This is a genomic window from Pseudoalteromonas sp. S8-8, from assembly GCF_000497875.1.
GTDB classification, from domain to species: domain Bacteria; phylum Pseudomonadota; class Gammaproteobacteria; order Enterobacterales; family Alteromonadaceae; genus Pseudoalteromonas; species Pseudoalteromonas arctica.
Genome location: NZ_AUTR01000022.1, coordinates 126,832 through 148,270, shown reverse-complemented (window position 1 = coordinate 148,270; position 21,439 = coordinate 126,832). Strand labels below are relative to the sequence as shown.

The 21,439-nt window shown below is 39.1% G+C and carries 18 protein-coding genes; 16 read left to right on the top strand and 2 right to left on the bottom strand.

The window, feature by feature from the left end:
• Nucleotides 1-181 precede the first annotated feature (181 nt).
• From rpoE to pdxJ, 10 genes are all read left to right on the top strand, one after another.
• Nucleotides 182-763 carry an RNA polymerase sigma factor RpoE gene (gene rpoE / locus L659_RS0106610; protein WP_002958721.1) on the top strand — a complete coding sequence of 194 codons (582 nt, stop codon included), beginning with the start codon at nt 182-184 and terminating at the stop codon, nt 761-763.
• Between the two features lies 1 nt (nt 764).
• The gene (locus L659_RS0106605; protein ID WP_007581717.1) at nt 765-1,382 is read left to right on the top strand and encodes a sigma-E factor negative regulatory protein; all 618 of its coding nucleotides are present in this window, start codon (nt 765-767) and stop codon (nt 1,380-1,382) included.
• A 4-nt stretch (nt 1,383-1,386) separates the two neighbouring features.
• Entirely contained in the window at nt 1,387-2,337 is a 951-nt protein-coding gene (locus tag L659_RS0106600; protein WP_007581719.1) for a MucB/RseB C-terminal domain-containing protein, read from the top strand.
• Between the two features lie 19 nt (nt 2,338-2,356).
• Nucleotides 2,357-2,806 (top strand): SoxR reducing system RseC family protein, encoded by a 450-nt coding sequence (locus L659_RS0106595; protein ID WP_024589999.1) that lies wholly within the window; start codon nt 2,357-2,359, stop codon nt 2,804-2,806.
• 275 nt (nt 2,807-3,081) lie between these two features.
• Complete coding sequence (gene lepA / locus L659_RS0106590) at nt 3,082-4,869, top strand: translation elongation factor 4 (RefSeq protein ID WP_007581724.1); 1,788 nt, start codon at nt 3,082-3,084, stop codon at nt 4,867-4,869.
• Between the two features lie 16 nt (nt 4,870-4,885).
• Nucleotides 4,886-5,821 (top strand): signal peptidase I, encoded by a 936-nt coding sequence (gene lepB / locus L659_RS0106585; protein WP_024589998.1) that lies wholly within the window; start codon nt 4,886-4,888, stop codon nt 5,819-5,821.
• A gap of 2 nt (nt 5,822-5,823) precedes the next feature.
• Complete coding sequence (gene rnc, locus L659_RS0106580; RefSeq protein WP_007581728.1) at nt 5,824-6,501, top strand: ribonuclease III; 678 nt, start codon at nt 5,824-5,826, stop codon at nt 6,499-6,501.
• Nucleotides 6,491-7,423, top strand: coding sequence for a GTPase Era (gene era / locus L659_RS0106575; protein ID WP_007581730.1), 933 nt, complete (start codon nt 6,491-6,493; stop codon nt 7,421-7,423). Before rnc ends, era begins: the two co-directional genes overlap by 11 nt.
• Before the next feature lie 20 nt (nt 7,424-7,443).
• On the top strand, nt 7,444-8,136 hold the full coding sequence (gene recO, locus L659_RS0106570; RefSeq protein WP_007581733.1) for a DNA repair protein RecO: 693 nt from the start codon (nt 7,444-7,446) through the stop codon (nt 8,134-8,136).
• Nucleotides 8,137-8,158: 22 nt separating this feature from the next.
• Nucleotides 8,159-8,890, top strand: coding sequence for a pyridoxine 5'-phosphate synthase (gene pdxJ, locus L659_RS0106565; protein WP_007581734.1), 732 nt, complete (start codon nt 8,159-8,161; stop codon nt 8,888-8,890).
• An 82-nt stretch (nt 8,891-8,972) separates the two neighbouring features.
• Here pdxJ and barA read toward each other — a convergent pair whose 3' ends face one another.
• The gene (barA, locus tag L659_RS0106560) at nt 8,973-11,747 is read right to left on the bottom strand and encodes a two-component sensor histidine kinase BarA (RefSeq protein ID WP_007583105.1); all 2,775 of its coding nucleotides are present in this window, start codon (nt 11,745-11,747) and stop codon (nt 8,973-8,975) included.
• Between the two features lie 109 nt (nt 11,748-11,856).
• Here barA and rlmD point away from each other — a divergent pair, with 109 nt between their 5' ends.
• The 5 genes from rlmD to eno all read left to right on the top strand — a co-directional run bounded on the left by rlmD (nt 11,857) and on the right by eno (nt 19,355).
• Nucleotides 11,857-13,182, top strand: a complete 1,326-nt coding sequence (gene rlmD, locus L659_RS0106555; RefSeq protein WP_024589997.1) for a 23S rRNA (uracil(1939)-C(5))-methyltransferase RlmD — start codon at nt 11,857-11,859, stop codon at nt 13,180-13,182.
• 8 nt (nt 13,183-13,190) lie between these two features.
• The gene (gene relA / locus L659_RS0106550; RefSeq protein ID WP_024589996.1) at nt 13,191-15,347 is read left to right on the top strand and encodes a GTP diphosphokinase; all 2,157 of its coding nucleotides are present in this window, start codon (nt 13,191-13,193) and stop codon (nt 15,345-15,347) included.
• 2 nt (nt 15,348-15,349) lie between these two features.
• Nucleotides 15,350-16,147, top strand: coding sequence for a nucleoside triphosphate pyrophosphohydrolase (gene mazG, locus L659_RS0106545; protein WP_024589995.1), 798 nt, complete (start codon nt 15,350-15,352; stop codon nt 16,145-16,147).
• Between the two features lie 162 nt (nt 16,148-16,309).
• Nucleotides 16,310-17,944: a CTP synthase gene (locus L659_RS0106540; RefSeq protein ID WP_010553216.1), complete on the top strand. Its 1,635-nt coding sequence runs from the start codon at nt 16,310-16,312 to the stop codon at nt 17,942-17,944.
• Nucleotides 17,945-18,056: 112 nt separating this feature from the next.
• Nucleotides 18,057-19,355, top strand: a complete 1,299-nt coding sequence (gene eno, locus L659_RS0106535) for a phosphopyruvate hydratase (RefSeq protein ID WP_024589994.1) — start codon at nt 18,057-18,059, stop codon at nt 19,353-19,355.
• A gap of 192 nt (nt 19,356-19,547) precedes the next feature.
• Here eno and mutH read toward each other — a convergent pair whose 3' ends face one another.
• Complete coding sequence (gene mutH / locus L659_RS0106530; protein ID WP_024589993.1) at nt 19,548-20,219, bottom strand: DNA mismatch repair endonuclease MutH; 672 nt, start codon at nt 20,217-20,219, stop codon at nt 19,548-19,550.
• Between the two features lie 683 nt (nt 20,220-20,902).
• Between mutH and rppH the strand changes: the two genes are divergently transcribed.
• Complete coding sequence (gene rppH, locus L659_RS0106525; protein WP_002958704.1) at nt 20,903-21,421, top strand: RNA pyrophosphohydrolase; 519 nt, start codon at nt 20,903-20,905, stop codon at nt 21,419-21,421.
• Nucleotides 21,422-21,439 lie beyond the last annotated feature (18 nt).

Genomic DNA, 21,439 nt, shown 5'->3' with positions numbered 1-21,439 from the left:
TACCATATTTGTCATACTACTACGTAGTGATTTTAAAGGCTTAGCGCCGTTATTTATCATCTATTTTATAAAAAAATAATATTAAGCAGAACTTTTTATTCATAAAGAGGTCAGAGTATTTGTGAACAATGACGACAATATGAATAACAAGCAAAAATCAGACATAGGAGTACCGGCTCGAATGAGCGAGCAGGAATTAGATTTAGTGCTAGTAAAAAGGGTCCAGCAAGGAGATAAAAACGCCTTCAACCTATTAGTAAAGAAGTATCAAAACAAAATTGCAGGTTTGATCTCACGTTATGTATCAAACCAAGGCGATATTGCTGATGTAGCACAAGAGGCTTTTATTAAAGCTTACCGTGCACTTCCAAACTTTAGAGGTGACAGCGCCTTTTACACGTGGTTATACCGTATTGCCGTTAATTGTGCTAAAAATTACTTAGTAGCCCAGGGGCGTAAGCCGCCAGCAAATGATATAGACGCTGAAGATGCCGAGTTTTATGATTGTGCAGATTCAATGCGATCTAATGCATCTCCTGAAAACCTACTTTTAAGCGAAGAAGTACGCGCTGTTATTTTTAATACGATTGATAGTTTGCCTGAAGATCTTAAAACCGCAATCACCCTTAGAGAAATCGAAGGGATGAGCTATGAAGAAATAGCAGTGGTAATGGATTGCCCGGTCGGGACTGTGCGTTCGCGTATATTTCGTGCCCGTGAAGCAATAGATAACAAATTAAACCCATTAATAGGCGAGTCTTAGTATGACAAAAGCACACCTTAACAAGTTAGATAACGAAGCGTTATCGGCATTACTTGATGGCGAGCAACATCTGACTGATGCAAAAATTGCAGAGCAAGATGTAACTACGTTTGGCCGTTATGCGTTAATTGGTGATGCGATGCGTGCTCAAAAAAATAATAACGACATACATATTGATATTAGCGATCGCGTTGCATTAGCACTTGAAAGCGAGCCTGTTTATGCTGACTTTAGTCAGTCAAAAACACAGCCTCAAGCAATCACTGAGACGGTACAAGATAATAAAGTAGTGGCTTTTAATTGGCGCAAGCCAGTTGCTCAACTAGCAATTGCAGCCAGTGTGGCAATGTTTGCTATTGTGGGCGTTAATACGCTTCCTCAAAGTAACAACGAGCAACAAAGCGAAATTCCATTACTACAAACCACACCGCTGACAGGTATGGCGTCGCCAGTAAGTTACTCATCTGAGCCTGCGCTTGAAAATGCAGAGCAAGGTTTACGTGAATTACAGCAACAACGTATTGGTGCATTAGTTCTTGAGCATCAACGCCAAGCACGAGTTGCGAATTCTTTAGAAACAGCGCAAACTAATACCAAAGCGTCTGAGGAAAAAAACTAATTAAATGAAAGTAATCACTTTTGTTCTGTCGTTGGTAGTAAGCTTTAATGCATTTGCCAACGACACAAATCCTGCCAAAGATTTATTACTAAAAATGGCTAATGCCGTTCACACCCGTAATTTTGACGCTTCGTTTGTGGTTGTCAAAGGTAAAACAATGGAACCCTACCGATGGGTGCATGCTTTACAAGGTGATACAGAACTTGAGCATTTAAGTTTACTTAATGGTGCTGGGCTTGAAATGGTCCGTATTGACAACCAAGTTACTTATTTTGAACCTCAGTCAGAACCATACTCCCTAAAAACAGATTCAATAGCGGGTCCAATCCCTGAAGTGCTTTTTAAAGATATAGATCGCTTAAGCGCGCACTATGATTTTGTACTAGGCGGGAAAGGTCGTATTGCAGGGCGTGCTGCACAACTAGTTCGCATAGAATCTAAAGACGAGTATAAATATAATTATTGGATTTGGCTGGATATGGAGTCGTCGTTGTTACTAAAAGCCGCGTACGTTAACCATGAAGGTGAGGCCTTAGAACAGTTACAGCTTACCCATATTAGTGTGACAGAGCAGCCAGCAGGTATGTTACTTGAAGTGCTCAATCGAAACTTTCCAACTCCTTTACCAAACGATGCACTTATAAACGAAGACAGTACAGCTACTAACTGGCAAATTAGTTGGTTACCGGATGGCTTTGAATTACTAAAATCAGACAGACATAAGCTCGATTTAAATAACGAATTAACAGACTATTACTTGTTCTCTGATGGTTTTGTTGAAATTTCGGTATTTATTCAGCGTCCATTGCCGGGTAAGCGTTTAAGTGGTGCACTAACCTCTGGTGCAACGACAGTATATGTGCATAATGGCGGTAATTTTGATGTATCGGTTGTTGGTAATGTACCGAGTATGACCGCAAAAGCGATTGCTGAGTCAGTTACCCGCGCATTATAAACGATTCGTAAGGATTGTTATGATTGAACAAACCCTCACTGTTGTGGCCCTCGATGGCCACATTGCTCATTTAGAAGCACAACAAAAACAAGCTTGTGAAGGCTGCAATGGTCGTTGCGGCTCACAAGTGTTTGGTAAGCTGTTTGGCACTGCAAAAAAAACCTTCCCTTATAAATTTGAATCCTCTGTTGAAGTAGGACAAAAGGTAACCTTGTCACTTGATGATAGTCACGTCGTTAAGCATGCATTTGCGGTATACATGCTACCACTGCTTTTAAGTCTGGTTTTTGCACTGATTGCAGCGCAATTATTTATGGCTTGTGAAGGTTGGCAAATTTTAGCTGCAGCTTTAGGTGGTGTTACAGGTTTCTTTATAGCTAAAACTCGCGTGAAATCGCTAAAGCACGATATAAAAGTTATAAAAATTCACCCAATTAGTATCCCTTTAACTCAAATAGATGGTGATTGACGCCAATTAAATGTAAAATTGCCGTTTTATACCAAAGTAACTTGGAAATACAGGGAATAGTGGTTTTTTAAATTATTTTATCTAGCTGAATTATTTAAGTTAAATAAGTTTAACTTATTGTTATTCAATAAATAAAATGGTTTTAATCAATATTAATAAGCGTGAGTAAATTTTGTAATTCACAAACTGAGCTTATGGCATCCTACAGCAAGTATTTTCAAGTCACTTAGGTATTCATATTTAGTCCATTAAAATAGAAGTATAGAATCCAGTTTATGAAGCATATCCGTAATTTTTCGATCATCGCCCATATTGACCATGGTAAATCGACCCTTTCAGATCGTTTGATCCAAGTTTGTGGCGGTTTAACCGACCGTGAAATGCAAAAACAAGTTTTGGATTCAATGGATATTGAGCGCGAACGTGGTATTACCATTAAAGCGCAAAGTGTAACGTTGAATTACAAAGCGAACGATGGCGAAACTTATCAACTTAATTTCATTGATACTCCAGGACACGTTGATTTTACGTATGAAGTATCGCGTTCTTTAGCTGCATGTGAAGGTGCACTACTCGTTGTTGATGCAGGCCAAGGCGTTGAAGCACAAACATTAGCTAACTGTTACACCGCTATTGAAATGGAATTAGAAGTAATTCCAGTACTTAACAAAATCGATTTACCGCAAGCGGACCCTTTGCGCGTTGCAGAAGAAATTGAAGAAATTATTGGTATTGATGCCCTTGATGCAGTGCAATGTAGCGCTAAAACGGGTGTAGGTATTGCCGAAGTTCTTGAAATGATTGTTAGAGATGTTCCGCCGCCAGTAGGCGATACAGATGGACCTCTACAAGCACTTATTATCGATTCTTGGTTTGACCCATACCAAGGCGTTGTATCATTAGTGCGTATTAAGCACGGTGAATTACGCACTGGCGACAAAATAAAAATAATGTCGAATGAGCATATACATACTGCCGACCAAGTGGGTGTGTTTACACCTAAGCAAACTAACACCGGTATTTTAAGAACAGGTGAGGTAGGGTTTGTTATTGCTGGCATCAAAGAGATACATGGTGCGCCAGTAGGCGATACTATAACTCATCAAAAAAATGCGGCTCCACTTCGTTTACCTGGTTTTCAAAAAATTAAGCCTCAGGTTTATGCAGGTATGTTCCCAATTGCATCAGATGAGTATGAATCATTCCGTGATGCGCTTAATAAATTAAGCTTAAACGATGCGTCGTTATTCTTTGAACCAGAGAATTCAACTGCATTAGGTTTTGGTTTCCGTTGTGGCTTTTTAGGTATGCTACACATGGAAATCATTCAAGAGCGTTTAGAGCGTGAATACGATATTGATTTAATTACAACGGCACCTACGGTAATCTATGAGATAGTTACTAAAGAAGGTACATTCCAGATTGATAACCCGTCTGATTTACCTGCAGTAAACGATATTTTAGAAATTCGTGAGCCGATTGTTGAAGCTAATATTTTGGTACCACAAGAATACTTAGGTAATGTTATTACTTTGTGTATTGAAAAACGCGGTAGCCAAACAAAAATGACCTATCACGGAAAGCAAGTAGCTGTTACGTACGAGCTACCTATGGCTGAAGTGGTAATGGACTTTTTTGATAAATTAAAATCAACAAGCCGTGGTTTTGCATCGCTTGATTATAACTTTAAACACTTTCAAACATCAGATATGGTGCGTGTTGATATTTTAATCAATAGTGAGCGTGTTGACGCACTTGCGATTATTGTTCACAGAGACGGTGCACAGTCTCGTGGTCGCCAATTAGCTGATGCATTAAAAGAGCTTATTCCTCGTCAAATGTTTGATATTGCGATTCAAGCAGCTATTGGACAACACGTTATTGCACGTACTACGGTAAAACAGTTACGTAAAAACGTAATTGCTAAGTGTTACGGTGGCGATGTGAGTCGTAAGAAAAAGCTACTTAAAAAGCAAAAAGATGGTAAAAAACGTATGAAGCAAGTAGGTAATGTTGAAGTGCCTCAAGAAGCGTTTTTAGCTATTTTAAAAGTTGGTAAATAAAAACAAAGGATTATAAATGGCTGGTTATTTTTCAGTTTTATTGGTGCTATTAACCTTAGGCTCAGGCTTAATATGGTTAATAGATCACTTAATGTATGCACCTAAAAGACAGGAGCGCTTAGCTATAGCGCAAACGTCTGCTGGAGCTCCGTTAGATGAAGAAACTGCGGCATTAATTGCACCAGAACCAGTACTAACAGAAACAGCAAAGTCGATTTTCCCGATGATTGCAGCAATTACTATTTTTAGATCATTTATTTTTGAACCGTTTCAAATTCCATCTGGTTCAATGATGCCTACACTGTTAGTGGGTGACTTTATTTTAGTACAAAAGTATTCATATGGAATAAAAGACCCAGTTTGGCGCACTCAGTTAGTTGATGTCGGTGAGCCTGAACGTGGTGATATTGTTGTTTTTAAATACCCTTTAGATGAAAGTGTTGACTATATTAAACGTACGATTGGTTTACCTGGCGATAAAATTGTTTATCGTGATAAACGTTTATATATTCAGCCAAACTGTAAAGAAGGCGAAACCCAACAGGGTGAGCTTTTATGTAATGAATTCAATAAAATTGATTTTAAACTAATTAATGATAACGAATTTAAACAAGGCCCAATGCCTCTAGCTCGTGTGAATGAAAATTTAACAACAGTTACGCATGATATATTAATCAACCCACAAGCGCCTGAAAGAAAAGGGCGTTACTATCAGCAACCGGGCACGCCTTCTGATGAATGGACTGTTCCTGCTGATCATTATTTTATGATGGGTGATAACCGCGACAACAGCCAAGATGGTCGCTTTTGGGGCTTTGTACCAAAAGAAAACTTGGTGGGTAAAGCTGTCTTTATATGGATGAGTTTTGAATTTGAGAATGGCCCTGATGATATTTTACCAGGATGGGTTCCAACTGGTGTTCGCTTTGAACGCCTAGGTAATATTCAGTAACGATGAAAAAAAATGTAACAGAATTATATAAAAAAATTGGCTATGAATTCGCTGATCAAGGTTTACTTGAACAAGCAATGACGCACCGCAGCCATAAAGGCCAACATAATGAGCGACTAGAATTTTTAGGCGACTCGATTTTAAGTTTTGTGATTGCCAATGCACTTTATGCCAAATTTCCTAAAGCGCGTGAAGGCGATTTAAGCCGCATGCGTTCAACACTTGTGCGTGGTCAAACACTTGCCGAGTTTGGTCTTGAATTTGGTCTAGGCGATTATTTACGCTTAGGGCCGGGCGAGCTTAAAAGTGGCGGATTTCGTCGCGAGTCAACCCTTGCTGATGCAGTAGAAGCTATTATAGGTGCTGCATTTTTAGATTCAGGTATCGACAGTTGTGGCGATCTTATATTGGCGTGGTACCAATCACGTTTGGATGCTATTTCACCAGGGCTTAACCAGAAAGATCCTAAAACCCTGCTGCAAGAGTATTTGCAAGCCCGTAAATTATCGTTACCGGGCTACACAGTGGTTGATACACAAGGCCAAGCACACAATCAAACATTCACGGTTGAATGTATTGTTGATGGAATGGATAGCATAATTTCTGTTGGTAGCTCGCGCCGTAAGGCCGAACAAAAAGCTGCCGAAAAAGCATTGAAGATACTTAAAAATGAACCTTGATACCTTAATACAGCCTCATGAACGTGATGTAGATACATTTTGTGGAATGGTGGCGATTGTCGGTCGACCAAACGTAGGTAAATCGACTTTGCTTAATGAAATCATTGAGCAAAAAGTGAGTATTACCTCACGTAAACCACAAACTACACGTCATCGTATTATGGGTATTCATACCGTAGATAAACACCAAGCGGTATACATAGATACACCGGGTCTACACGTTGAAGAAAAGCGTGCTATTAACCGTCTAATGAACCGAGCAGCGTCTAGTTCTATCGGCGATGTTGAGCTTATTATTTTTGTCGTTGAAGGCACTCATTGGAATGCAGATGACGATATGGTACTTAATAAAGTATCGCAAAGTGGTAAGCCTGTATTATTAGTTATTAATAAAATTGACCAAGTTAAAGACCGTGATCTTGTATTGCCTCATATGAAGTGGTTAAGTGACAAGTTTGATTTTGTTGGAATTATGCCAGTATCAGCAACGCAAGGTAAAAACGTTGATTTAATCAAAGCAGAAGTAACTAAACGCTTACCTCCTTGCGAATTTTACTTTCCTGAAGATTATGTAACTGACCGTTCGATGCGCTTTATGGCAGCTGAAGTTATTCGTGAAAAGCTAATGCGTTTTATGGGTGAAGAACTACCGTATTCTGTGACTGTTGAAATTGAGCAGTTTAAGTGGCAAGACAACGGTATTTGGCACATCAATGGGTTAATTCTTGTTGAGCGCGAAACACAAAAACGCATGGTTATTGGTAATAAAGGCGAAAAGCTAAAAACCATTGGCCGTGAAGCCCGTAAAGACATAGAAGAAATGCTTGATAACAAAGTATTTTTAGAGCTTTGGGTTAAAGTTAAGTCGGGTTGGGCTGATGATGAACGTGCACTAAGAAGCTTAGGCTACAGTGAAGACTAAACCAAGCAGTAGCTTAGTGAATGGATAGCGACTTCTACACCGCGTATTTATTACATCGGCGTCCTTATAGTGACTCCCAAGTAATGTTAGATATGCTTGTAGAAGGCGTTGGTCAGTTAAGAATGCTGGCCCGAATTAGTGGTCGCCAGGCCACTAAGCATAAAGCACAACTTCAGCCGTTCCAGGCACTCCTTGTTAATTACAGTGGCAAGTACGATTTAAAATATATCAATAAGTTTGAACTGCATGGTAACCCGCACTTTTTAAAAGGTGATGAGCTTTATTGTGGTTTTTATTTGAATGAGCTAACTAATCGCATCGTTCCTGTTAATGAGCCAATTGAACAAGTATTTGAGCTATATAAATCCCACCTAGGAAACCTAAACAGCGGAGCCAATTTACAAGAAGTGCTTCGCTCGTACGAATTTCAATTATTGGAATTACTCGGTTATGGCGTGGATTTTAGTTTTGATGCCAGTGGTGAACCAATAGATGAAAAGCAGACGTATAGTTATTTCCCCGAACTTGGTTTTTTAGTACAAGAAGATACGCGTTCTGGATTTAGTGGCAAACAACTTAACGCCATAGCAAATCATGACTTTAGCCAAAGTGATGTGCTATATATGGCAAAGCAATTAAGTCGCTATTTATTAAAACCCTTATTAGGTAGTAAACCATTAAAAAGCCGTGAGCTATTTATGGCCTCTCAATAAACGTAATTTTACAGGTAAGAAAATGAAAGATATTCTTTTGGGTGTAAACGTAGATCATATTGCAACACTTCGTCAAGCGCGTGGAACAAGTTACCCAGATCCAGCCCATGCAGCCAGTGTAGCAGAGCATGCAGGCGCAGACGGTATTACGATTCACTTACGTGAAGACAGACGCCATATTCAAGATCGCGACGTTTATGTGATGGCTAAAACTATCCAAACTCGCATGAATCTTGAAACCGCTGTTACCGATGAAATGATACAAATAGCGCTTGAAGTAAAACCCGAGTACGTGTGTTTAGTACCTGAAAAGCGCGAAGAGTTAACCACCGAGGGCGGCTTAGATGTAGCGGGTAATATAGATAAAATTAAAGCCGCAACAAAAACGCTTACCGACGCGGGTATTAAAGTATCGCTATTTATTGATGCAGATAAAGCACAACTAGATGCAGCCAAAGAATGTGGAGCTCCTTATGTAGAAATACACACAGGCGCGTATGCTGATGCAACAAACGATACTGATTTACACAAAGAGTTAGAGCATATTCGTGAAGGTGTTAAATACGCAGCAAGCTTAGGTTTGATTGTTAACGCTGGCCATGGTCTTCATTACCATAACGTTAAACCCATTGCCGCGATGCCTGAGATTTATGAGCTAAATATTGGCCACGCTATTATTGCTCGTGCAGCGATAGATGGACTCGATAAAGCCGTACGCGATATGAAACGATTAATGATTGAAGCAAGAATGTAATACGATTCTACATAAGTATTTAAAAAGCTTAATTAAAAAAACGCGGTTAATGCCGCGTTTTTTTGTATCTAAAATTCAAAGCTTATCTTTGTAACTCAGTTACGCTTGCATCAGCAAGTAAGTTTTCAAGCTCGTCCTGTAACTCAAATAATTCAGGTTCAATATTCTCTAACAAGCATTTATTTTTAAGTGATGTTTCAATTGTTTCTGCGAGTGATTTAAGTTTTGGTACACCAGTGTAGCAACATGCACCATGAAACTTGTGGACAATACTTAAGACTTGCTGACAATCATTACTCTCTATCGCTTTAGCAAGCAATGTAAGAGTTTCAGGGACGCTTAGAAGTAGCATATTAAGCATCTCTAGCGCTAACTCGCTCTTTCCTCCAGCACGCTGCAGGGCTTGTGCCCAATCAATTCGACTACTTTGAAATGGAGCCGGGCTTTGTGGTGTATCTGTTTTAGCTTTATCGCGATTAACCGGGGTCTGTGGACTATGGTCGCTAATAATTTGTTTAAGCATATCTTCATCAATAGGCTTAGTTAAATAGCCTTTAAAGCCATCTTTTAGTAGTTGCTCTTTTTCGCTTTGAAGGGCGTGTGCCGTTACAGCGATAATGGGTGTATCTTCATTAAGTGATGATTCTTGTATAAGCTTGCATGCGGTTATACCGTCCATAATTGGCATCTGAATATCCATAAAAATTATGTCGTATTTATGACTTTTACTTAAGCTGTATGCTTGTGAACCATTATGTGCCGTTTCTATTACTTCAATCTGTTCACTTAATAAAGTATGGAGAAGTTTTAAGTTGGCATCGTTATCATCAACAACTAATACTTTTAACGGCAGCAAAGCTTGATCGTTTTGTTCAATATTATGAGTAGGGTGGTCAAGCCTGTAAGGTGCAGCAAGTACTTCACATAACTTACGGTGATTAAGTGGTTTACTTAAACACGCATCAGCACCGCTACCTATAAAGGCTTCTCGCATATTGTGCGATACAGTATTAAGCATTAAATATAAGTAATCAGTAGATTCACGCACGGCTTTTACATAGCTTTTTAGTTGCTGCATATCATCAACTGATGCCATATGGCCAATTAAGCAAACATCATATTTATGTTCAGTATTTTTTATAGCGTCTAAAAAGCTAGTCTCGTTAAAACATGCCGTTACGCTTGATTCCCACTGAGTCAATAACGAAAGTACAGCGTGATGTGTATGCTCGTGTGGCTCTAAATACAAAATACGCTTACCAATGAGCGATTTAGTCGGTAAGTCGTTAGTAAATACATGATTGGGCAAACTAAACACACTATTGAATGTAAAACAGGTACCGTTACCTGGCGCAGAATTTAATGTTATGCGGCCATTCATCGCTTCAACAATATGTTTGGTAATAATGAGACCAAGACCTGTACCACCAAACTTACGCGTAATGCTTGAGTCTGCTTGCCCAAATGGCGTAAATAAAGAGTCTTGCTTATCCATAGGTATACCCACGCCAGTATCTGTTACTGACACAAGTAAAGAAGTACGTTCGTCATCGAGTAACCGATGGCTTATGTCGACTTTAATGGAGCCTTTTTCAGTAAATTTAATCGCATTACTTAATAGATTTATTAGCACTTGTTTAAAGCGAGTGGGATCGCCCGTTAAGTCATCTGGTACTTGTTGGTTAATGTAAATGGATAGCTCTAATTGCTTATCGTGTGCGCTAGGAGCGAGTAGTGTCATCACTTCATTTACAGCATCACGAAGTTGAAACTGAATCGACTCAAGTTCCATTGCACCCGCTTCTAGTTTGGAGAAGTCTAGAATGTCGCTAATAATAGTCATTAAACTATTTGCTGATAGCATAATAGTATCGAGATAATCTTTTTGATGTTTATTCAGCGGTGTTTTATAAAGCTGGCGTGTAAATCCAATAACACCATTTAACGGAGTACGAAGTTCGTGACTCATTTTAGCTAAAAAGTCTGATTTTACGCGGTTAGCATCTTGAGCTTCTTTTTTTGCAAATGAGAGCTCTATATTTGAAGTTTCGTATTGCTCTAGTGTTTCGCGGTAGTCGCTAGTTGCTTGGTCAATATTTTTTTGCATTTCATCTTTTTGCATCACCATAGTGTGAGCAATGGTATTTAAGCCTTCTCGCAATAGCTCAAATTCACCTATCATGTTGTCGTTAAGGCCTGTACTTCTTTTACCTTCGACTAACTTGTCGGTTGCAAGTACTAACTTATTAAGCGGCGTCATAAACATGCGGCTTAACCTTAAAGCTAAAATTGCTGCAAACACCAATGATAAAATAATTACAATACCGCTAATTAATAAAGCACGTTGCTGCCCTATAACCGCTTGGTCTTTGTTTAGCTGTATAATAACGGTGCCCAGAGATGACTGAAAAGCAGATGGATCCCATTTAGAGTCGTGACTTGTATGGTTAATAATGGGCGTGAAGAATGTAACAAGCTCATCTGACTTTTGCACGTGGGTCGTTTTTAAATTTATGAGCGTCTTTTGATTAATTAATTTTTCAAATGAGCGGTGATAATTACTCGTCATTAATAGCGCATTATTTTTATCAAAAATTGCAATCGACTTAATTGTAGGGGAGTGCTTGTTATGTGTGTAGCTTATAAGGCGATTCAATAGCTGTTTGTTTTTTTCGAGCATGGGTTGCTCAAGTGCAATAGCAAGGGGCTCAGAAATAGTAGTACCTTGCTGATATAAAATTTCATCAAGCTCAATGTAACGATTTATTGTAAAATAGCCACCAAGTAGTAATCCTATGATCACCGTTGGGATCAGGGTCAGTGTTAAAACAGAATCGCGTAAGCCTAATTTGGTCATAATGGGAGCGTTTTATCGTTATTAGTATGATTTGAGTATATACGGTTCAACACGCATTCTAAAGCATCTAAATATAGGTGCTTCATAAATAAACTGAAGGTAATGCCTAATGGCGCAAATTTTTAAAGCGAAAAAAAAACCGCTTAAGCAACAAACATTAGAATTAAATATAACGGGAATGGATCATCAAGGGCGTGGCATTGCTAAGCATAATAATAAAGTATGCTTTGTAAGCGGTGCATTACCAAATGAAACAGTTAAAGCAATGCTCGTCGAAGATAAAGCTAAATACAGCAGTGCAAAAGTAATTAAAGTTATTAAAGCGAGTGAATCAAGAGTAGACGCTTTTTGTGAGCACTATAATCAGTGTGGTGGCTGCCAATTACAGCATTTAGAAGTAAGCCAACAAGTTGTAGAAAAACAAACTGCAGTTACTCAGCTATTTAGTAAGTTTGCTAAATTAAACAGCTTAAACTGGCAAGCTCCATTATTAAGTAAGTCTGTGCATTACAGGCGCAGCGCTCGCATAGCCGTTATGTTTGATAAAGCAGCAAAAAAAATGCGTGTGGGTTACAGAGCCAGTGGTTCAAAAAATATTGTCAGTATTAATAAATGTGCAGTACTTGATGAAGTATTTGCAGATGTTTTTACACTTTTTGATGGTTTAATTAATCAACACAAAGCGCTGCACAGTATAAGCCATTTACAGTTATGCCAAAGTGATGAGAAAAACTTTGTTGTTATTCGTCACACTAAAGCAATTAACGATGATACAAAGGCTTTGGTTGTGCACATAACAAAAAGCCAACAGTTTGAAGTTGTATGGCAAAGCGAGAGCGATGTAATTGAGCATTCACACTTAGCCATGCCGTTTTATTATCTTAAAGAGTTTGATCTAAAATTTGAATTTGGTTTAGGTAATTTTATTCAGGTAAATGCGCAAGTTAACGAAGCTATGTTAAAGCAAGCCGCAAATTGGCTTGATTTAAAAGGTGATGAAAATTTATTGGATTTATTTTGTGGCATTGGTAATTTCTCATTAGTGTTGGCAAAACAAGCAAAATCTGTAATTGGCGTAGAAGGTGTGACTTCAGCGGTTGCAATGGCTGCTCAAAATGCGCAAACTAACTCTATTACCAATGCGCAGTTTCATTGCTTTGATTTAACTCAAAGCATACAGAGCGCCACATGGTTTAGTAAAAACTTAGATGTGCTTGTACTCGATCCATCTAGGACTGGTGCGATGGCTGTATTAGAGCAATTATCTTTAAAGCAGTTTAAAACTATTTTATATGTCTCTTGTGACCCTGTTACTTTAGCCCGTGACAGCGCAATTATTTCACAAGCTGGCTTTGATCTTAATAAAATTGGGCTAATGAATATGTTCCCTCATACAGGGCATATTGAAACTATGGCGTTATTTCAACGGAGGTAGAACGCATTATGGTAGCTACACGACAATCACATCAACAAGATGAGACAACAGATTTTAGCACTCGGCTTTCATTTCTTGCCTTGTCTGAAGAAAAAACAGAGCTACTTACTAAAGCGCAAGCGCTCTGCGTAAAATGTGATAATGAAAGCAGGCAAACTACTGCAATCGAAATGGTTGAAATTTTAGCTGAGCTAAATCTCGACCCCGAATCGTTAGCTACTGCGTATTTAACCCCGTATTTTTTAAACGATTTAATATCATTAGAAACCATAGAAGAGCAGCTTGGTAGTAATATAGCCATGCTGTTAACTGGGGTTGCACAAATGGCCACTATTAGTACTTTATCGCATCAAGGTAAAGGAACTATGCAAGTTGATAATATTCGAAAAATGTTATTAACCATGGTTGAAGATGTGCGCGCCGTGGTCATTAAGCTTGCCGAGCAGGTATGTCATTTACGTAATGTAAAAAATGCGGATGAAGAAGACCGCGTCATTGCCGCTAAAGAAACGGCTGATATTTTTGCACCATTGGCAAACAGATTAGGAATAGGGCAATTAAAGTGGGAACTGGAAGATTTATCGTTTAGATATTTGCACCCAGGCACCTATAAAAGCATAGCCAAACAACTTGACGACAAACGTCTTACGCGCGAAGCCTATATGGAAGATATGGTTGAGCAAGTAAAAAACCGTTTAAGTGAAGCGGGCATAGAGGCCCAAGTTTATGGCCGCCCCAAGCACATTTACAGCATTTATAAAAAAATGCAGCAAAAAAACTACGAGTTTGATCAGCTTTTTGATATTCGTGCAATGCGTATCGTTGTTGAACGCCTACAAGATTGTTATGGAGCGCTGGGTATTGTGCACACCAATTGGCGTCATCTTAATAAAGAGTTTGACGACTATGTAGCAACCCCAAAACAAAACGGCTATCAGTCAATCCATACCGTGGTATTTGGGCCTGAAGGTAAAACAGTAGAAATACAAATTCGTACCAGCGATATGCATCAAGATGCTGAGTTGGGTGTGGCTGCACACTGGATGTACAAAGAAGGTGCATTACCGGGACGCGGCTCGGGTTATGAGCAAAAAATTAGCTGGCTACGTAAGTTACTCCAATGGCAAGAAGAAGTAGTCGATGGTGGCGATTTAGCAGAAGAGCTTAAAAACCAAGTAGTAGAAGACCGCGTATACATATTTACCCCAAGCGGCGATATTATCGATTTACCACTTGGCGCTACACCACTTGATTTTGCTTACTACATTCATTCAAATGTGGGGCATCGTTGTATTGGTGCAAAAATATTTGGCAAAATAGTGCCGTTTACGCATCAACTTACAACTGGGGATCAGGTAGAAATACTGACCCAAAAACAACCAAATCCAAGTCGTGATTGGTTAAACCCGTCATTAGGATACATTAAGTCATCGCGCGCTAGAGCCAAAATTCATCACTGGTTTAAACAGCTCGATCGCGACAAAAACTTAAGTGCGGGTAAAGAAATTCTCGACAGTGAATTACAAAAGCTTAATTTAACATACAAAGATTTAGAGCCAGCCATTAAGCGTTTTAACTTTAAAGAACTTGATGACTTAATGGTTGCAATTGGTGCGGGCGATGTACGCCTCAATCAAATGCTTAACTTTGTAAGTGATCGGAGAGAAGATGAACCGGTTATTCGTATTAAAGCGCCTAGCAAAGTAACCGGTGACAAAAACGGCATAGTGGTTGATGGCGTTGGTAGCTTAATGAGCCATGTAGCCAAATGCTGTCGTCCTGTACCTGGCGATGAAATAATAGGTTATATAACGCAAGGTCGAGGGATAGGTGTTCATAAGGAAGACTGTGATTCGTTTAATAACTTAAAAAATCAGCATCCAGAGCGTGTTATTTCGGTAAGTTGGTCTGATGATATCAACGGCTCGTACGCACTAAGTATTAAAATAGAAGCCACCGATCGTTCAGGGCTAATACGCGATATAAGCTCAGTACTTGCTAACGAAAAAGTAAATGTTTTAAACATGAACGTCAATACGGTTGAAGATAATCAGTTAGCTATATTTACGATGCAAATAGAAGTACATGACTTATCGGGTACTAACCGTGTTCTTTCTAAGTTACACCAAATTGAAGGTGTACACGATGCCAAGCGTGGTCATTAATCATGAATGATAATGCAGCGCTTACACAACTTCTTAGCATAATGAAAACACTGCGAGATCCCAAGGGCGGTTGTCCGTGGGATCTCAAACAAGATTTTAAATCTATTGTGCCGCATACACTAGAAGAAGCGTACGAAGTTGCCGATTGTATTGAGTCAGGCAACTTAGGTGAGCTTAAAGGTGAATTGGGTGATTTGTTATTTCAAATTGTTTTTTATGCGCAGCTTGCACAAGAGCAAAATCTATTTGATTTTAATGATCTAGTAGAGCAATTAAACGATAAGCTTACCCGTCGTCACCCGCATGTATTTGGCGATAAAAAAGAGCTAACAGACGAGCAGCTATCACAGCAGTGGCAAACAATCAAAGCACAAGAACGCAGTGCTAGAGCGCAAACAGAATCATCTTCTTTTTGGCAAGATATTCCTGCAAATATGCCAAGTTTAAGTAAAGCTAAAAAAATTCAACAACGCGTTGCCGTACTTGGTTTCGATTGGCCAACGTATCATGGTGCACTTGATAAAGTGAGCGAAGAAGTGCTTGAAGTAAAAGAAGCGATTGAGCAAGACCCGTTATCTGATCATACAGCGGAAGAGCTCGGCGACTTACTTTTTGCCACTGTTAATGTTGTACGCCATGTTAAACGAGATCCCGAACAACTGCTTCGTAGCGCTAATGATAAGTTTTCAGCGCGTTTTGAAAAGGTAAACGCCTATTTGCATGCGCAAGGTAAAAGCTTAGATACAGCAACCTTTGAAGAAATGGACAGTGCATGGGATGCGATTAAAAAAGTAAAATAGGCTTAATGTTAAATAGTGCACATTTTTTGTGCGCGCATTAGCTAATTTTAGCTGGATTGATAAGCAGTGTTTTGGTACAATTTCGCCCCGTCTTGATGATATACCCTTAGGCTCTTCTTTGGGTGTTATATTCCTTTTAATTCCTGATATTCTAGGGTTCGCATGAGTACAAAATTTATCTTCGTTACTGGCGGAGTTGTTTCTTCGTTGGGTAAAGGTATTGCCGCAGCTTCACTGGCCGCTATTTTAGAAGCCCGTGGTTTAAATGTTACCATTTTAAAGCTGGATCCTTACATCAACGTTGACCCAGGCACAATGAGCCCAATTCAACACGGTGAAGTTTACGTTACAGAAGACGGCGCAGAAACTGACCTTGATTTAGGTCACTACGAGCGTTTTATTCGTACCAAAATGACTAGTCGTAATAACTTCACACAAGGCCGTGTATATGAAGACGTATTACGTCGTGAGCGCCGTGGTGAATACCTAGGCGCTACTATTCAGGTTATTCCACATATCACTAACGATATTAAGCAACGTGTATACGACGGTGCTGAAGGTTATGATATTGCTATTGTAGAAATTGGCGGCACTGTAGGTGATATAGAATCACAACCGTTTATTGAAGCAATTCGTCAGATGGGAACTGAAATTGGCCGCGAACGCGCGCTATTTATTCACTTAACGTTAGTGCCATTTTTAGGCCCTGCAGGTGAAGTTAAAACGAAACCAACTCAGCACTCTGTTAAAGAGTTACGCTCAGTAGGTATTCAGCCAGATATTCTTATTTGTCGTTCAGACCGTAAACTACCTAATAATGAGCGTGCAAAAATCTCATTATTCACAAACGTAGAAGAAAAAGCGGTTATTTCATTACCTGACGTAGACAGCATTTATAAAATTCCAGCGCTATTAAAAACGCAAGAATTAGATAACTTCGTATGTCGTCGTTTTCACTTAGATCCACCAGAAGCTGATTTAGCTGAGTGGGAACAAGTACTTTATCAAGAGTCTAACCCAACGGGTGAAGTGACAATTGGTATGGTTGGTAAATACACTGAATTACCAGATGCGTACAAATCGGTTAACGAAGCATTAAAGCATGCGGGCCTTAAAAACCGTTTAACAATTAATATTCAATACGTAGATTCACAAGATTTAGAAAACAAAGGTGTTGAATTACTTTCACACTTAGATGCTATTTTAGTACCGGGTGGATTTGGCGGACGTGGTGTTGAGGGTAAAATCTTAGCGGCTAAATACGCACGTGAAAATAAAGTACCATACCTAGGTATTTGTTTAGGTATGCAAGTAGCATTAATTGAATATGCACGTAATGTTGCAGGTTTAACGGATGCAAACTCTACAGAGTTTAATGCAAATTCAGAAGCACCAGTAGTTGGCTTAATTACTGAATGGCTAGATGCTGAAGGTAATGTTGAAACACGTAGCGAAAAATCTGATTTAGGTGGCACTATGCGTTTAGGCGCACAAAAATGTCATTTAACACCAGGTTCTAAAGTACGCGAAGTATATGGCAGCGACGAAATAGTTGAACGCCATCGTCATCGCTACGAAGTAAATAATAACTTTGTAGAAATACTTGAAAAAGCAGGCTTAAGCTTTACTGGTTTATCAGAAGATAAAAAACTGGTAGAAATTATCGAAAATAAAGATCACCCATGGTTTATTGCCGCGCAGTTCCACCCGGAATTCACGTCAACTCCACGTGATGGTCATCCGTTATTTGAAGGGTTTGTAGCAGCCGCGCATATCCACCAAAAAGCGAATTCGTAATTTTAAAAGCCGTGCATATTGCACGGCTTTTTTGTTTTAAGGGCTGACTAAGCTATATAAAACGTAGTAAAGTTAGCTGAACTCACCATTTTGGGAATATAGAGGAATCAAGATGTCAGAAATCGTAAAAGTAATCGGTCGCGAAATTATGGACTCGCGTGGTAATCCAACTGTTGAAGCAGACGTACATTTAGCAGATGGCTCTTGGGGTCGTGCAGCAGCACCTTCAGGCGCATCTACTGGTACTCGTGAAGCATTAGAGTTACGCGACGGTGATAAATCACGTTACTTAGGTAAAGGTGTATTAAAAGCAGTTGGTTATATCAATAACGAAATTGCTGATGCTTTAAAAGGCCAAAGTGCATTAGATCAAAGCGCTGTAGATAAAGTGATGCTAGATTTAGACGGTACCGAAAATAAAGAAAAATTAGGTGCAAACGCAATCTTAGCTGTATCACTAGCAACTGCGAAAGCAGCTGCACAGTCTAAAAAAGTTGAGCTTTATGAACATATCGCTGACTTAAACGGCACGCCAGGTGTTTACTCTATGCCACTTCCAATGATGAACATCATCAATGGTGGTGAACATGCAGATAACTCTGTAGATATTCAAGAATTCATGATCCAACCTGTTGGCGCTAAAAACTTCCGCGAAGGCCTACGTATGGGTGCTGAAGTATTCCATAGCCTTGCTAAAGTACTTAAAGCTGATGGTCATTCAACAGCGGTTGGCGATGAAGGTGGTTTTGCACCTAACCTTGCATCTAACGAAGCGGCTCTTGCAGCAATTAAAGTCGCTGTTGCAAACGCAGGTTACGAGCTAGGTAAAGATATTACTTTAGCGATGGATTGTGCTGCATCTGAGTTCTACGACAAAGAAGCAAACATCTACGACCTTAAGGGTGAAGGCAAAAAATTCACTTCTGAAGAATTTAACTTCTTCTTACAAGATCTTACTAATCAGTACCCAATCGTTTCTATTGAAGATGGTCTTGATGAGTCTGATTGGGATGGCTTTGCACATCAAACTAAACTAATGGGTGATAAAATCCAATTAGTAGGTGATGATTTATTTGTAACAAATACTAAGATTTTAAAACGTGGTATCGACAACGGTATTGCTAACTCAATCTTAATTAAGTTTAACCAAATCGGTTCTTTAACTGAAACTTTAGCTGCAATAAAAATGGCTAAAGACGCTGGTTTTACTGTTGTTATTTCTCACCGTTCTGGTGAAACTGAAGATTCAACAATTGCTGATTTAGCTGTTGGTACTGCTGCAGGTCAAATTAAAACAGGTTCATTGAGCCGTTCTGACCGTGTTGCAAAGTACAACCAATTGCTACGTATTGAAGAGCAATTAGGTGATAAAGCACCGTACAACGGTCTTAAAGAAGTTAAAGGTCAGTAATTCTATTTTATATAGAATCTAATTTTTAATTTTAGATGATAAAATCCTCGCACAAGCGGGGATTTTTTATGCCTGATACTTTTATTCAAAGAGATGAGAATAAGTTGTAGCGTTAAGCTGCTGGCGCGCGCACGTAGTGCGAAAAGAGGGTACCCACAAAAATGGCTCAACAATTAATATTTTATAACACAGTTAAAGCTGAAACTGCTGCTTTAAAATATCACCTGTAAAACTGGTTTTTAAGTAAAAGCCACGGGGTAGGGTTTTAATTATTTGCCCATTTGGACCAATAGCATCAGTCACTATTTTGCTATGAGCTGCTTTAGGGCGTATTTGCATCGCATCGCCTAAATGGCCTGATATTTCGTCGACTCTACCTAGCGCAATTAGCTCCATTTGCTCTTCCCAGTCGCGCTGTAATAAAGCGTCCTGTTCAGGTGAGGGTTGCCACAAAAAGCCGCTGCCGATGGTTCTATCAAACGGGGCAATATCACGTTCGCTTAAAATTGGCAGCCATAAAACATGATTTAGTTTTTTACGTACAGAGCTGGTATGCCAAGTCATTCCTGTAACGTTCATTAAAGGTGTAACCGATACAAACGTAGTTTCCAGTGGCCTACCTTTATAGGAAATAGGGAGTGTTTTTAGCTCAATTCCTAAATCTTCAAAATCCGGAAGTGGTTTTGAGCCCGCAGTAGCACCTAGTACGTATTCAATTAACTGACCAGTCCAACCTTTTTCGCGCAGTAAATCATCCGGCGTTTTAAAATTATACTTGTTAGCAAGCTGCCCTAGAGTTAATCCGGCAATATTATTAACGCGTTGCATTAAATCGTTAATTGAGTGTGGTTTTGTAGGTCGCATGTCATGCCAATTTTATTAAAATATGAATATTATAGAGGTTTATCAACTCACTAACTACGTTGAAATTACTTATGCGGAGAAGCTGCATATGATAGTTTTTTGTTATTGAGCTACTTTTTATTGCGATTATAAATATCAATTCAACGTAATTGGTATTCTTAATTTCGGTTGTATAAATATCATAGCCATGATAGCAAATAGGCTAAGCCGTGGATATCTCTAGGGTTGTGTGTTTTTTGCTCGCTTGTTGTTTGTGTTAATTTTGAACATATTGAAATTAAGCTGCTTTACTTTAAGTTACTGACTCAGTTGGTTTTTTTAATGTTGTACATTCAGTTTTGATTAAGCAATTTAAAAGTTGTAAGGATAAATACAACTATATGAACATGTTTATCCACAGAATCTGTGGAGAAGCCAAGTTTTTAGATCTAATATTGTGGATTTGTTTGCAAAATGAGCGTGTTTTACAAAAGTTATGCACAAACTGTGAGTAACTAGAGGAAAACAAGAACCGCAATAGCCTTGTTAAGTTATTTTCCAAATATTTACCCACTCTCCATAATTTATCAATGTACTAAAAGCTCAAACTTAGCTTACTAATCGGGTTGGGTATAATAGTATTTGCCGTATTGCGGCTAATGTGGAACAATCATTAAAAATCGACTTACAAATGAGGCACTAAGGTGATTGATGCCGAAGGTTTTCGTGCCAATGTAGGAATTGTGATTTGCAATAATCAGGGACAGGTTTTTTGGGCCAGACGTTATGGTCAACACTCTTGGCAATTTCCCCAAGGTGGTGTTGATGATGGCGAAACTGCAGAACAAACCATGTACCGTGAATTACACGAAGAAGTAGGGTTGCGACCAGAAGATGTAGAAATAGTCGCAAGCTCAAAACATTGGTTACGCTATAAATTACCCAAACGATTAATCCGCCGAGACTCTAGTCCGGTGTGTATTGGGCAAAAACAAAAATGGTTTTTACTAAAATTACGCTGTAAAGACGAAGATGTAAATTTACTTAAAACCCATCATCCTGAATTTGATGATTGGCGCTGGGTAAGTTATTGGTATCCTGTAAGACAGGTTGTATCGTTTAAACGGGATGTTTATCGACGTGTAATGAAAGAGTTTGCTCCTTTCGCCATGCCTTTTAATAAGAGAGAACAACATAAAGATCATTGGCGAAGTAAAAGGTAGTTAATTCAGAATAAAATA